The 13,158-nt window shown below is 36.2% G+C and carries 9 protein-coding genes and 1 tRNA gene; 6 read left to right on the forward strand and 4 right to left on the reverse strand.

What is annotated here, in order from left to right; genetic code table 11:
- Positions 1–602: 602 nt before the first annotated feature.
- Together ACFIMU_RS05430 and ACFIMU_RS05435 are read right to left on the reverse strand one after the other, a co-directional pair.
- Positions 603–2,294, reverse strand: a complete 1,692-nt coding sequence (locus ACFIMU_RS05430) for a Na/Pi cotransporter family protein (protein ID WP_375608216.1) — start codon at positions 2,292–2,294, stop codon at positions 603–605.
- A 69-nt stretch (positions 2,295–2,363) separates the two neighbouring features.
- The gene (locus ACFIMU_RS05435; protein ID WP_375606944.1) at positions 2,364–3,581 is read right to left on the reverse strand and encodes a mechanosensitive ion channel family protein; all 1,218 of its coding nucleotides are present in this window, start codon (positions 3,579–3,581) and stop codon (positions 2,364–2,366) included.
- Between the two features lie 135 nt (positions 3,582–3,716).
- Between ACFIMU_RS05435 and dnaG the strand changes: the two genes are divergently transcribed.
- The 3 genes from dnaG to ACFIMU_RS05450 all read left to right on the forward strand — a co-directional run bounded on the left by dnaG (position 3,717) and on the right by ACFIMU_RS05450 (position 9,090).
- Positions 3,717–5,654, forward strand: a complete 1,938-nt coding sequence (gene dnaG / locus ACFIMU_RS05440) for a DNA primase (protein WP_375696881.1) — start codon at positions 3,717–3,719, stop codon at positions 5,652–5,654.
- 353 nt (positions 5,655–6,007) lie between these two features.
- Complete coding sequence (gene rpoD / locus ACFIMU_RS05445) at positions 6,008–8,023, forward strand: RNA polymerase sigma factor RpoD (RefSeq protein ID WP_375606946.1); 2,016 nt, start codon at positions 6,008–6,010, stop codon at positions 8,021–8,023.
- A gap of 605 nt (positions 8,024–8,628) precedes the next feature.
- The gene (locus tag ACFIMU_RS05450) at positions 8,629–9,090 is read left to right on the forward strand and encodes a YcgN family cysteine cluster protein (RefSeq protein WP_375606947.1); all 462 of its coding nucleotides are present in this window, start codon (positions 8,629–8,631) and stop codon (positions 9,088–9,090) included.
- Between the two features lie 28 nt (positions 9,091–9,118).
- On the opposite strand, the gene ACFIMU_RS05455 is transcribed toward ACFIMU_RS05450, so the two are convergent.
- Positions 9,119–9,856 carry an SIMPL domain-containing protein gene (locus ACFIMU_RS05455; protein ID WP_375606948.1) on the reverse strand — a complete coding sequence of 246 codons (738 nt, stop codon included), beginning with the start codon at positions 9,854–9,856 and terminating at the stop codon, positions 9,119–9,121.
- Between the two features lie 181 nt (positions 9,857–10,037).
- Here ACFIMU_RS05455 and ACFIMU_RS05460 point away from each other — a divergent pair.
- A tRNA-Ile gene (locus tag ACFIMU_RS05460) sits at positions 10,038–10,114 on the forward strand.
- Positions 10,115–11,798: 1,684 nt separating this feature from the next.
- Positions 11,799–11,981 carry a hypothetical protein gene (locus tag ACFIMU_RS05465; RefSeq protein WP_273790801.1) on the forward strand — a complete coding sequence of 61 codons (183 nt, stop codon included), beginning with the start codon at positions 11,799–11,801 and terminating at the stop codon, positions 11,979–11,981.
- Here the strand turns inward: ACFIMU_RS05465 and ACFIMU_RS05470 are convergent.
- On the reverse strand, positions 11,905–12,219 hold the full coding sequence (locus ACFIMU_RS05470; RefSeq protein ID WP_007347852.1) for a helix-turn-helix domain-containing protein: 315 nt from the start codon (positions 12,217–12,219) through the stop codon (positions 11,905–11,907). The genes ACFIMU_RS05465 and ACFIMU_RS05470 overlap by 77 nt on opposite strands.
- 609 nt (positions 12,220–12,828) lie before the next feature.
- Here ACFIMU_RS05470 and ACFIMU_RS05475 point away from each other — a divergent pair.
- Positions 12,829–12,954 carry a hypothetical protein gene (locus ACFIMU_RS05475; protein ID WP_375606949.1) on the forward strand — a complete coding sequence of 42 codons (126 nt, stop codon included), beginning with the start codon at positions 12,829–12,831 and terminating at the stop codon, positions 12,952–12,954.
- Positions 12,955–13,158: the final 204 nt, after the last annotated feature.

Here is a 13,158-nt window from a genome sequence, read left to right on the forward strand (position 1 = left end):
CATAAAGTGTATTTATAAGCTTTTTAAGCTCTCTCTTACATTTAAAAGACAATTGTGATTAAAGTAATAAGTAAAATGGATATTTAAAAGTTTGGAGCTTGCCAATTGATATCAATGATGTTTAAAATGAAAACTGTTTCGTTGACAGGTTATAGCGTGGCTGTATAGGTTGAACCTCTACCAATCTTGATATAAACATTGCATTTTTGTGAGGTTTTGTATTCCTTATAGAGTATTTCTGTTTCGTTGCTACTGTGAAGCGGTTCCCTTTTTACAAGGTGGGTTTAGATTGCAACTGTCATGCTCTTGACCATCTCTTTATGTTTTGAACAGTTTTGGCTTTGAGATGGTTAGGTATTTTGACGTCTTTCTTCAAGAGTTCTATTCTATATGCTACTTTGTTTGTAATGTGCAAGCAAATGACTTTGAGGAATTCATCATGAGTAGATTTTAAATGGAAGAAATTTACGATGAAGAAAATTCATTTAAAATGTCAAATAGATAAAATATTTTTACTAAATTGATATTTTGATCAAGGTATTTGAATGTTCAAAATTTAATGATAGATGAGATGCATTTCTTATTCAAGTTATTTTAAAATTTTAAGATTTTTCTGTTTGTTCTTCAACAGGGTTGCGTAGACGAGAACTTTGAAGAAGTCCCTGTTCTTCTAAAATGGGGTAGATCATTGAGGTCAAAAGAGAGTTGATTTGTTTGAGGTCGCGCACAGTGTCAAGATGAAGACTGGATGATTCTACATTTTTGAGATCCCCTTCACGCAGACGTTTAAAATGTTTTAAACTCATCTCTTTTTCTAAGTTTCGTAGTTGATCTTTTTTTTGTACCAATAGGTGTGCAGTGTGTGTATCACGTGAGACGAGAACGTTAAATGCTATATGCGCGTTGGCTAGTACAATGGCGTGGAAACGAAGGAGGTCACTCCAGCCCTCGCTGCTGAACTGTAAACCTTTTTGTTGTTTCTTTTTAACCAGCATCAACATATTGTGAATAATGATATCGCCTGCTTGGTCTAATTTTATACAGGCACCTAGAAGTTCTTGCGTTTGAAGAGCTTCTTCGTCAGATAATTTTTGTCCCGCTAATCGTGCAAGATAAAGTTTGATGGCGATATGTTTTTTGTCCAATATGGTGTTGAGTTGGTTGAGTTCACGAATAATATTGGGATCAGGCTTTTCATAAAGTCCCATAATTTTTTCTAGCATGATGTCTACAAGATCACAAATATGAATGACTTCACGCATGACATTCGAGAGGGCGAGAGTTGGGCGTTCAAGAACACTATCATCAAGAGCTGTTTGATCGGATAAATTGAGCGTTTTATCGGTTTGCGTTTTTTTTGCACTTATATTCACGATCTGAGTGGTTAATTTTAAAACCCACTTTGAAAGAGGTATTCCAGCAAGGAGAATGAAAACATTAAAAATGATATGGGCATTAATCACTTGAGTAGGGGCGTTATTGCCAAGCCATGTGATGGGTGGTTGAAAGGAGAGAAATAAGATAAGTATAAGGATTGACCCTGCTCCACGCATGAGTAAATTTCCTAAGGGAACGAGGCGAGTATTAGGAGAGGCGTTGCGCGTTAAAAGTGGTGCTATAAGAGAAGAGCCAAAGTTGACACCAAGAACCATGACAACACAGAGTTGCGTATGGATAAGATCGTAATTGGCAAAATTGACCAGCAAAATGATTCCTGCAATAGATGAATGTAAGAGGTAGGTTAAGCCAGCAGCCAACAAAAAAGTGGAAACAGGATCGGTTGAAAGATAACGAATGATGCTAGGCAAAATTTCGCTTTCACGTAAAGGCTCTGTCGCTGTACTTATCATTTCTAAAGATAAAATCAAAAGACCAATACCGATGATAATACGTCCTATTTGACGCCATTCACGTTTTTCTGTTGTCATGAAGATACAAGTGCCAATTAAAAGACAAAGGGGCACCACAAGTGTGAGATCATAGGTTAGGATTTTTACAACGATTGCTGATCCTAATTCTCCTCCGCGTACAGCCATAAGTCCTGCTACTCCAGAGACAAAACCAGATTCAACGAAAGAGCCAACGAGGAGTGTTATTGCTGTAGAGCTTTGTAAAATCATTGCTGTAAAAAGCCCAAAACTTACGGCAAACAATGGTTTTGAAACGACGTGGCACATTTTATATTTAAGTCTGTCACCATAGGCGCGTTCAACTCCTGTGCGCACCATGCGTGTGGCCCAGAGAAGTAAAGAAATAGCGCCGGCAAGATGAAGGAGTACCAATGAACCATTCATGATACTTTATTCTTTCTTTGTTGTTGTGAATGTGGTTGCCTCAAATTAATAAATTGAAGTTTATTGTTTTTATTTTACTTTTGCTTTTAATACTTGATTAAAATCATAACCGCTTGGATTTTGAAAAACCTTTAGACCGAAACAGGGCAGAATGGAATAAAGGTGATCAAAGATATCGCCTTGAATTTGTTCATAGTCTATCCAAACGGTGGTGTTCGTAAAGCAATAGATTTCTAAAGGTAAACCATTTTCTGTAGGAGGTAATTGTCGTGCCATGAGGGTCATATTAGGATTGATGTTTAGATGCTGTTGTAGATAAGCAAAAACATAAGCACGAAAAGTTCCAATGTTGGTTAAACGGCGTGTATTGGCTAAGACATCATGATTTTTATCTAATTGAGCATTCCATTGATCAATTTCTGCTACTTTTTGCGTGAAATAATTTTCTAATAAATTAAATCGGGAAAGATATTTTTGTTCTTCTTTTGTGAGAAAATGGATACTTGATTGATCAATAAAAAGAGAGCGTTTGATGCGTCTTCCACCCGATTCTTGCATTCCACGCCAATTTTTAAAAGGGTCGGTCACAAGTTTACGGATAGGAACTGAGGTGATGGTGTTGTCGAAATTTTGAACTTTAACAGTATGCAAGGCAATTTCAATAACATCACCATCGGCACCGAGATTGGGGATTTCAATCCAATCCCCAACACGCACCATATCAGTGGATGAAATTTGAATACCGGCAACGAGAGAAAGAAGCGTATCTTGAAAAATTAACATGAGAACCGCGGCCATTGCACCAAGACCGGAGAAGAGAATAAGAGGGGAGCGGTCAATTAATGTAGCGACCATTAAAATTGTTGCAACAGCAAAAAGTGCAATTTTAGCAATTTGAATATAACCTTTTATTGGTTTTAGTCGTGCTGTTGGTCGTTGTTCGTAAAGGATGTTAATGACATTGAGACAGGAAGAAATTGTCAGGACGACAAAGAAGATAATGAAGGCGTTGGCAACATTACCGATGACAGTGCTAAATGCATCGGGCAATGTTGAGATAAAATTAACACCAATTGAAAGAATAAAAGCTGAAATGATATCCGCTATGTATTGAATAGCATTATTAATATCGATCGTTGTATTTTTGGGGAGAAAAGAAGAGAGTTTTTTTGCTCCGTGAATAAGTAATTTTCGTCCTAGAAAGTTCACTAAAAGGGCAGCTATAGTAAGAATAACAAGCCAAGAAATAGCCTCTAACCACGGATATTGAGCAATAAATTCGATCACTTTTTATTCTCCATTTCTAAAAATATATGCAGTTGAGGGTTTAAAATTTTACAACTGCTTTAAGAGGAAGTATTGGAATTATGCTCTAAAGTCGTTAAATATGCAAAAAAGAATTTTTAAACTCTGTGAGAGATAATGCGTTTTCCGCCCGATTTCCTTAATGAACTGCGTACGAGACTCCCAATTTCAACAGTAATTGGTCAACGGGTGGATTTTGATCCTCGAAAAAGTAAGCCTTCACGGGGAGACTTTTGGTGTTGTTGTCCATTTCATGGTGAAAAAACGCCAAGTTTTCATTGTGATGATCATAAAGGGCGCTATTATTGTTTTGGTTGTGGTGTAAGTGGAGATATTTTTACCTTTTTGTGTGAGCTTGATGGACTGCACTTTTCAGAAAGTGTAGAGCGTTTGGCTGATTTTGCGGGAATGAAACTCCCTATTTTGGATTCACAAAGTCATCAGCGTCAACTGGAAAAAACTGACCTTTATGATGTGATGAAAATTGCTACAGATTTTTTTCAATATAATTTACGCGATAAAGGAGGTATGCAAGCACGTCGTTATCTGGATGCACGTGGTGTTACACCAGAGCTTGTAGAGCGTTTCCGCATTGGTTTTGCACCGGTAAGGCGTACAGCTTTGAAAGAAGCTTTGAGTGCACGTGGCATTTCAATCAAGCAAATGGAAGAATGTGGGCTTCTCTCAGTGCATGAGGAGAGCGTGGATTCTTATGACCGATTTAGAAATCGCATTATGTTTCCTATCGAAGATTTGCGCGGACGTGTGGTGGCTTTCGGAGGGCGTGCATTAGAGAAAGATACACGAGCAAAATATCTCAATAGCCCTGAAACAGTGCTGTTTCATAAAGGAAATATACTTTATAACGCGGCAGCAGCTCGCAAAAATAGTCGCTTTGTTGGCGATGAGAAAATTCATTCACTCCTTGTTGTTGAGGGGTATATGGATGTTATTGCATTGACTAAAGCTGGTTTTGAAGGAGTTGTAGCACCCTTAGGGACAGCATTAACGGAAGCGCAAATTGAGCTTTTATGGCAGATGGGGAAGGAGCCTATTTTGTGTTTTGATGGTGATGATGCTGGTTTAAAAGCTGCTTTTCGTGTTGCTGATCGTGTGTTGCCTCTTTTAAAGGCTGGGGTTTGTGTACGCTTTGTTTTGTTGCCACAAGGGAAAGATCCTGATGAAATTGTTTGTGCTGGTGGAGCACAGCTTTTTTCTTCTTTTTTGCAAAAAGCTATTCCTTTGAGTGAGCTTTTATGGTGGCGTGCTACCTATGGAAAGCATTTTGAAATTCCAGAGGCACGAGCAGCGCTAGAAAAACAACTAAAACAACAAATTTTTACGATTAAGGATGAAGATGTCCGTCGTTATTATTTGCAAGATATAAAAAAACGCCTTTTTGATTTTTTTCGTCCCTCTTTTTCAAAACAAAAGGGGGAAGGGCGATATGGTCAATCTTCACCAAATAGGACCTTTAAAGATCAAACCTTTTCTCTGTTAGCAAATTCTGAAATAGTACGAAATTCTTCGCAATCTATCCCTTTGCGTGAAGCAGTGATTTTACTTACTTTAGCTTACTATCCTGAGTTGTGGTATGAAAATTTTGAAATTCTTTCTGAGTTAGAATTAAAAAATACTCAATTGATAATTTTTCATCAAGCCATGTTGGAAATTCTTGGGGACCAACAGCTTCATGATAAAGAGACGATGGTTGCATTCTTAGAAAAAAGAGGACAAAAGGCTCTGTTAGAGCGTATGAAATATCTTGTGCAAAATATTGGTATGCGTATTATTCTTGGTGGATCTCCTATAGAAGATGCACGTGCTATATTAAAACAAGCTGTCTACTTGCATCTTCAAGAACACCACCTACATAAGAGGTTACAGGATATTGAAGAGCAACTTGTAGAAAATCCTAAGAGTGAGGTTTTTGATCTGCTTCGTGAGGTAAAAAATGAGCTGGAGCAGATGCAGGCAACAGAAGCGTTAATTGAAGGATTTGGAAGTTGGTTGGATGAAAAAATAGACGGGAATACACAAGATACGATAAAATGATTCGCTTTTTTAATGCGAATCAGTCACTTAAATTTTAGATGAGGAAGTTTATGTGGAGTGACATTCTTATAAAGATGACAATTAAATTTTAGGAAAAGCGGGCAAATTTTAGGAAAAGCGGGAAATTGGTTCTTACGATAGGGTACAGAGATTATCTCAGAAGGACTGAGAGGTGTCGGGGAAACTTCTGGAGTTTTCCCGCGTTTTTGGCTGAATGACAAGGTGTATACAAAATGTATTCTTTCTAATAGTAATCTCTTAAGAAATATATATAAGAAACTATTGGGTGATTGAAGTGAGAACAAAAAAGCTGGTCACATAGAAACTATGGCGTGATCGAGTGGAGTTATGGTATGGCAACAAAGGTTAAACAGAAAGATAATGCAGAAGTAAAAAGCCAAGCGAGTTTAGATGGCCCTCTTCTTGATTTTTCTGATGATGCCATCAAGAAAATGATTAAACTTGCCAAAAAAAATGGTTACGTAACGATGGATGAACTCAATGCAGTTCTTCCTTCTGACGAGGTTACATCCGAACAAATTGAAGATATCTTGGCGATGTTCTCTGAGATGGGGGTTAATGTTGTGGATGATGAGGATGAAGTTGAGTCTGAAAATTATGAAGAAGAAGTTACGGTAGAGGGGGGGGATTTAGTAGAAGCCTCTAGCCACGCAATTGCAACGACAACGAATAAACGCGAAGTAACAGATCGCACCGATGATCCGGTGCGTATGTATTTGCGTGAGATGGGAGCTGTTGAGCTTCTTTCGCGGGAAGGCGAAATTGCCATTGCTAAGCGTATTGAAGCAGGCCGTGAGACAATGATTGCCGGACTTTGTGAGAGCCCTTTGACTTTTCAGGCTCTTATTATTTGGCGTGACGAGTTAAAAGAACAGCGTATTCTTCTTCGCGAAATTATTGATCTTGAAACGACTTATGCTGGTCCAGAAGCAAAGCAGGCTCCTGTTATTGAGCGAAGTGAAGTTGATAAGACAGTAGAAGAAAAAATGTCTTCTGGTATACGTAATATGGGGGAGAGCGCAGGAGAGAGAAACATTGAAGACGATGATGAAGAAGACGAGGACGATGTTAACTTATCGCTTGCTGCAATGGAAAATGAACTTTGTCCTCAAGTTATGGAAACATTGGATTTTATTGCTCAAACCTATGTAAAATTACGAAAATTACAAGATCAGCATGTTGAAAGCAGTTTGGCAGAGCGTAAAGAGGGGGCCCTTACATCTTCTCAGAAGAAGAAATATATTCAATTAAAGGGTGAGTTGATTCAAGCAGTAAAATCTCTTTCTTTAAACCAAAATCGTATTGAAGCTTTAGTTGAACAGCTTTATGACATTAATAAGAGATTGATTCATAATGAAGGTAAGCTAAAACGGATTGCCAATAGCTATGGCATTGGCCATGAGGATTTTTTAAAAGAATACCAAGGGCGTGAATTGGACGCGGATTGGATGAATTATATTGCTGCTTTGCCTACACCTGGTTGGAAAGAGTTTTCGGTGCGTGAAGCAAAAGAAATCCATAAACTGCGAAGTGAGATACAAAATCTTGCGCAAGAAACGGCTATTTCGATTGGTGAATTTCGTCGGATTGTTATGCAGGTGCAGAAAGGTGAACGCGAATCAACAATTGCGAAAAAAGAGATGGTAGAATCTAATTTGCGTCTTGTCATTTCAATTGCAAAAAAATACACCAATCGTGGTTTGCAGTTTCTTGATCTTATTCAAGAGGGCAATATCGGTTTGATGAAGGCTGTGGATAAGTTTGAATATCGGCGCGGTTACAAGTTTTCAACTTATGCGACATGGTGGATTCGTCAGGCTATTACACGTTCAATTGCTGATCAGGCACGTACAATTCGTATCCCTGTTCATATGATTGAAACAATTAATAAAATCGTTCGTACCTCGCGTCAGATTCTCCATGAAATTGGACGAGAACCAACACCAGAAGAATTGTCTAGCAAGCTTTCTATGCCGTTAGAAAAAGTACGAAAAGTTCTTAAAATTGCAAAAGAGCCTATTTCACTCGAAACGCCTGTTGGTGATGAAGATGATTCCCATTTGGGTGATTTTATTGAGGATAGGAATGCGTTATTACCAATTGATGCTGCTATCCAAGCTAATCTGCGAGATACGACAACACGCGTTCTTGCTTCATTAACACCGCGGGAAGAGCGTGTTTTGCGTATGCGTTTTGGAATAGGGATGAATACAGATCACACGTTGGAAGAAGTAGGACAACAATTTTCAGTTACAAGAGAGCGTATTCGTCAGATCGAAGCAAAGGCACTTCGTAAATTAAAACATCCTAGCCGTTCACGAAAATTGCGCAGTTTTCTCGATTCTTAAATAAAGGAATTCGTGTGCATTTTAATAGCTTCCTTCTTCTTCTTCTTAATGAAGGGGGGGAGGTGCTTTATGTTGTACTTGGATACTTTTTTGAGAAAAACATAGGAAGAATTTGAATAATCTAGAAAGTTTACGATGTTTAATGTTTTTCTTATCTTTGGGGCTTTATACTATCTCAATAGATATAGGGCAAAGGGTGGTTATGGAGTAAAGAGTAGGGGGGCTTTCAAAAAATGAACGATAAAACATTACCTTGCGTATAGCACGGCTCGTTTTTTAAGAAATGAGATCTATTAGGAATAAACTTATATTGCAACATACGGACTTTTTGATGAAAATGTATATTCTTTGCGGAATTTTTCTATCATTTTAGGTGACGCATTTTATTCTTCGTTAAGTTTACAAAAAGATGTTTTAATAGGTTACGTTCATTTATATACGCTATTTTTTGAATATTCTCTTTTTATTCAGATGGATTTTAAGAACATGGTTTAAACTATACATTGAGTTTAATCTTTTTAAGAGACAAAAATAGATGAAATTATAGAAATTAAATGTTTCATTTTTTATAGATCGTCTTAATTTAAAAAGGTGTGTCTGAGTTTATGAGTGAAGAACTTCCCTTTTGGAAAGTAAAAAAATTAGAAGAGATTTCCATTTCTGAGTGGGAGAGCCTTTGTGATGGCTGTGGCCGTTGTTGTCTCCATAAAGTTGAGGACGACGATACGGGTGACCTTTATGCAACCAGTATTGCTTGTCGTCTTTTAGATGGGGAAACCTGCAGGTGTCGAGATTATGCTCATCGTAAATCAATTGTACCAGATTGTATATCGCTAGACATTACAACAGTTAAAACAGCCTGTTGGCTTCCAGAAAGTTGTGCTTATAGATTAATTTACGAGGGAAAAGATCTTCATTGGTGGCATCCATTGGTATCAGGAGATTGTCAGACGGTACATATCGCGCGTATTTCTGCACGCGAACAGATAGAGATTTACGAAGACGAATTATTATCTGAGGAAGATTATCTTTATCACATTACTGGTCTTCTACGTGAAGGCCAGTAATGTGATTTTTTATACAACAGTTGGTGACTTAATCGATCGCAAAGACTACAGTGACACTCACATTATAATTTAATTCACCACCTGCAAAATTTGTATTTGCGTAGCTTGCATCTGCTGCTCTACTCATGAGACGTGGTGCTGGATGGTAGTAATCATCCTTTTCATTGATTTCAATAATTTTTCCTAATTTTAAATCGGCAGCTTGTGCTATCGTTTGCGCTTTTTCAATGGCTTCAGTAATGGCTTTTTTACGTGCTTCTTGATAAAATGGCTTTGTATCTGCGTTGGTAAAAGTAATGCCGTTAACTGAATTAACACCTAGTGTCATCGCTTGATCAAAGATTTTACCAGCATTGGTAAGATCACGAATGCGCACGGTTAAAGAATTTGAAACATGATAGAGTTTTTCATTATTCTTTTTTTCGTGGTGGTTATCAGAGGTCGACTGATAAATGGATAAGCCTGATGTTTGCAAATCATTTGCTTGGATACCATTGTTTTTAAAAGCTTTTATAATATCATTGATGGATTGATTATTAGAAGCTAATGCCTTTTGGGCAGTTTTGTCATAGGTAACAACGGCTAGATTAATAATGGCCATATCCGGTGCTGCTTGACTTTCTCCGGTTGCAGTCACTGTGATTGTTGCATTTTTTATTTTGTTTGCTTCAGCATGCACAGTCAATGAAGTGGTTAAGAGTGTGAATGCTAATATAGCTGTTTTAACCAGAGACCCCTTCAGTGGTTGAATTTTCTTTTTTATCATATCTATTCCTTTAATATTTATCAGTTTATTACTTTCTCATTTTTGAGAGTTTTTGTAAAGAAATTAGAGCACTGGAAAAAAAACCAATAGAAAAGAGAAAAAAAGAGAAAAAGATGGGTTATAATCTTTGTCAGCTCTTGTATCATAGGGCATTTTAGTTTAGAGAGAAACAACCTATGTAGGGCCTGTAGCTCAATTGGTTAGAGCCAGCGGCTCATAACCGCTTGGTTGGGGGTTCGAGTCCCTCCGGGCCCACCAATAGGGAAATGTCCAATAGAAAAATAGATCGCTTAAAAGTTTTGAGATTCTACCTTTTTCGTTTTTTATTTATTTTCCTGTTTTTTTAGAATCTTTTAGTCGTTGTTTGTTGCAGTTTTTTCTCTCAGTCGCTTTAATATGATGGTATGTTTTCTTAGTTTCATCAAAGAAGTTCTCTCACTTGCAACCTTTTAGCATTTGGATTAACTGATATGTGTCCTATTTACTTTTTTAATTCATATACTGTTTTATAATTTTTCTGTATGGTGTTCTTCATAAAATAGAAGGCTAAAAGCTTCATTGGATAAGTTTATTTATACTTGTTCTGCAAATAAATAGACCTCAATAAAAGCAATTTTAAAGATTGTACCTGTTCAGAACAAATGGCTCAAAAAAAATTTAGTGTAAATTTGCTTTTTTCTAAGTGATGTTAATGTCTTTTAGACGTTCGAATAGCATCATCGTGATGAAAGGTTAGTGTATAAGAGAATGTGATCTATGGGCATTCATATGTATCATGGGGGCAACGATGATAACATTTGTTGATATTTTCTTTTTCACAAGAAAGGAATTCTATTTGATATTTTGAGAAATATTGTTCATAGTGACGGTGGCGTGTTCTCTGAAAGAATTTTATTAATTATTCTTTGAAAAATCAATTGAGTGATTGTTTCTATTGCTTTGCATCATCCAGATTCTATTGTAATAAGCATTTTATTATTCTGTAAGAAATGTTTTCTATGATATTGGAAAATTCATTAAAATACCATTTTGGACTTTGTGTATTTTCTGTTTAATGCTCAAAGTATAGCATGTAATTCGAATTGTTATTGAAGAACCAAAGGTCTTTTTTGATTTTATTCTCATCGGGGATTGATCGTATTTTGATAAACCTAGCTCTTTTTTGTATTGCTAAAATCTTCCTTGTATTGATTGTGAGGAGAGTTTGATCTTTGTTATGAGTTTCTTCTCTTATGAAAAATTATTGGCAGGGAGAGTGTTTTTTGGGAAAAGTATACTTCTTCTTCAAAGTCATACTTTGAAAATATAATTCTTCATTTGCATAAGGGAATTTCTCTCTTGTTGTAAATCTGTATCAAATTTACGTAAAAAGATTGTGCGTGGTGATTCGTTTTATTTTTTAATAGTATCATTTTTGCTTATGATAGAGACTTATATTAGTATTTACAAGGTGCGTTTAGAGGGGAGGTTACCTGTAAATGTGTTACAGAGTTTTAGGTAGTGAGGCTCTGTTTATAAGAATTTATTCCTATAACATTGTTATATTCTTGCTTTGCAATATTGTTAAAAAAACATAGATAGTGCTATGTAGAATAAATTGTGATGTATTTTTTTCAAAAAAGCTCTTTCGTGTTCTCTTATATAGAGTTCAGGAGTGTCTTCAGGGATATTTTCACATTAGTTTTTATTGGTCCGAATCGCAAGATCTGCGTAACATTATTCGCGTTTTTGATAGATTATACCAATTTTCATAAGAAGGTCTGGATCGTGTGATGCTTTCTGTTTCACCATGGTACATGACTAATAGAACTTCATCTGATTTTGTAAAATAAGTTTGTACACAATTGCTTCCATACTGCCTATTGCAAATATTTTTTTCTAAGGTATGAGATATATTTTAAACGCTTTAGCGTTATATAGTGTGACTACATGGAGTATGACTATGAAGAATGATAAAAAATTTGAAACAACTTTATCTGATATTATTGTGAAATGGGAGTCTTTATCGACGTCTCAAAAGCAAGCGATATTGGATAAAGTAGAAAATTCTACAGATTCTGCTCATTCAACAGAACATTTAAGGCTTCAATCTTCTTTTTATCTCCAGACGAAATCAAAGTTATGAGTTTTAAATCTTCATCGGAAATGTTGAAACCAGTTATTACATATATGGCACTAGCATTTCCCAGTGTATTCAAAATAGCCATGAGTTTATCTACAGAAGGCCTCTTGCCTCCATTTATCATTTGTTGGACGTAATTTTGTCCACAGCCTGCAGCTCTGCTTATTTCAATCATTGTTCGTCCGTCACTTTTTATCAATTCAACTAAGCGTTGGAACCAATCTTTTTCAGTCTTTGTCATTTTTAGACCTTTACATATTTACGCTATAGCGTTAATATTGCGTTGCGAATCCAGAATATATGATACAAGGAGCGTGAAAATATCCATGTGTAGCTCTTCGCTAAGGAAGCATATAGAGTTGTTTTTAACTAATAACAAAATGTCCCCATACACTTTCAGATTCGAATCAATAAAAATGGTTGCTTAGTTCCACGGTTGTGAAAAAGTAAATGTGTATACCAGAAAGGGCGATACACACTCGTATGTTTATGAGATTTCACTATGATAGTATACGTAGCAGCATTATAAATCAAGATATACCCCAACATCAGAATTTGTAAAAAAAATTCTGCGTTGAGGTAGTGTGTGAATATAACAAAGCTTTAGAGCCTTAAGAGATAGGATAATGGCTGTAGAAAAAATGTAAATTGCATAGACAAAGAATACTGATTTCTTCTTTATTGTAATAAATTAGATCACTATCAGATGGTATATCGTATATATGCGTAAAAAAATGGGAAATATTAAAAAAGTGATCTTGGATATTTTATTAAACAGGAAGGTAATCTGATCCACAAAGGTGGTTGTTTGGTAGAATTGCACATTCGATCAATGCCCTTATGGGGGTGAATGTGTTTTTATGATGCTGCGGTTTATAATGAAGTCTGTGTTTATAATGATATTGTTATTTATAACAATGCATTAACATATGGTTGTTTAGTCGTTCGTACGAGTTCGCATGTTTATGAAAAATAAGAACTTTATCGTTATTTAAATATGAGTGGAGATGCATATGTTTATGCTAATGCGGTCTTTTTTGATCAAGTTTTGAATGCTCAATGTATTGAACTTTGTGGTGATACTCGTGATTGTAGAAAGGCTCGAGTTTATAATGATGCTTTAGTTTGTGGTGATGTAAAGATTTGTGGGAAGGCAAAATTTTACAGAAATGCTGTGCTT

It is taken from the genome of Bartonella sp. AC70YNML, from assembly GCF_042196545.1.
Taxonomy (GTDB): domain Bacteria; phylum Pseudomonadota; class Alphaproteobacteria; order Rhizobiales; family Rhizobiaceae; genus Bartonella.

What these genes read in the sequence shown, in the direction of transcription:
- ACFIMU_RS05465 (WP_273790801.1), top strand. Translation starts at nt 11,799, where the DNA reads ATGAAGAATGATAAAAAATTTGAAACAACTTTATCTGATATTATTGTG.
- dnaG (WP_375696881.1), top strand. Translation starts at nt 3,717, where the DNA reads ATGCGTTTTCCGCCCGATTTCCTTAATGAACTGCGTACGAGACTCCCA.
- ACFIMU_RS05455 (WP_375606948.1), bottom strand. Translation starts at nt 9,856, where the DNA reads ATGATAAAAAAGAAAATTCAACCACTGAAGGGGTCTCTGGTTAAAACA.
- ACFIMU_RS05470 (WP_007347852.1), bottom strand. Translation starts at nt 12,219, where the DNA reads ATGACAAAGACTGAAAAAGATTGGTTCCAACGCTTAGTTGAATTGATA.
- ACFIMU_RS05475 (WP_375606949.1), top strand. Translation starts at nt 12,829, where the DNA reads ATGTGTTTTTATGATGCTGCGGTTTATAATGAAGTCTGTGTTTATAAT.
- ACFIMU_RS05430 (WP_375608216.1), bottom strand. Translation starts at nt 2,294, where the DNA reads ATGAATGGTTCATTGGTACTCCTTCATCTTGCCGGCGCTATTTCTTTA.
- rpoD (WP_375606946.1), top strand. Translation starts at nt 6,008, where the DNA reads ATGGCAACAAAGGTTAAACAGAAAGATAATGCAGAAGTAAAAAGCCAA.
- ACFIMU_RS05450 (WP_375606947.1), top strand. Translation starts at nt 8,629, where the DNA reads ATGAGTGAAGAACTTCCCTTTTGGAAAGTAAAAAAATTAGAAGAGATT.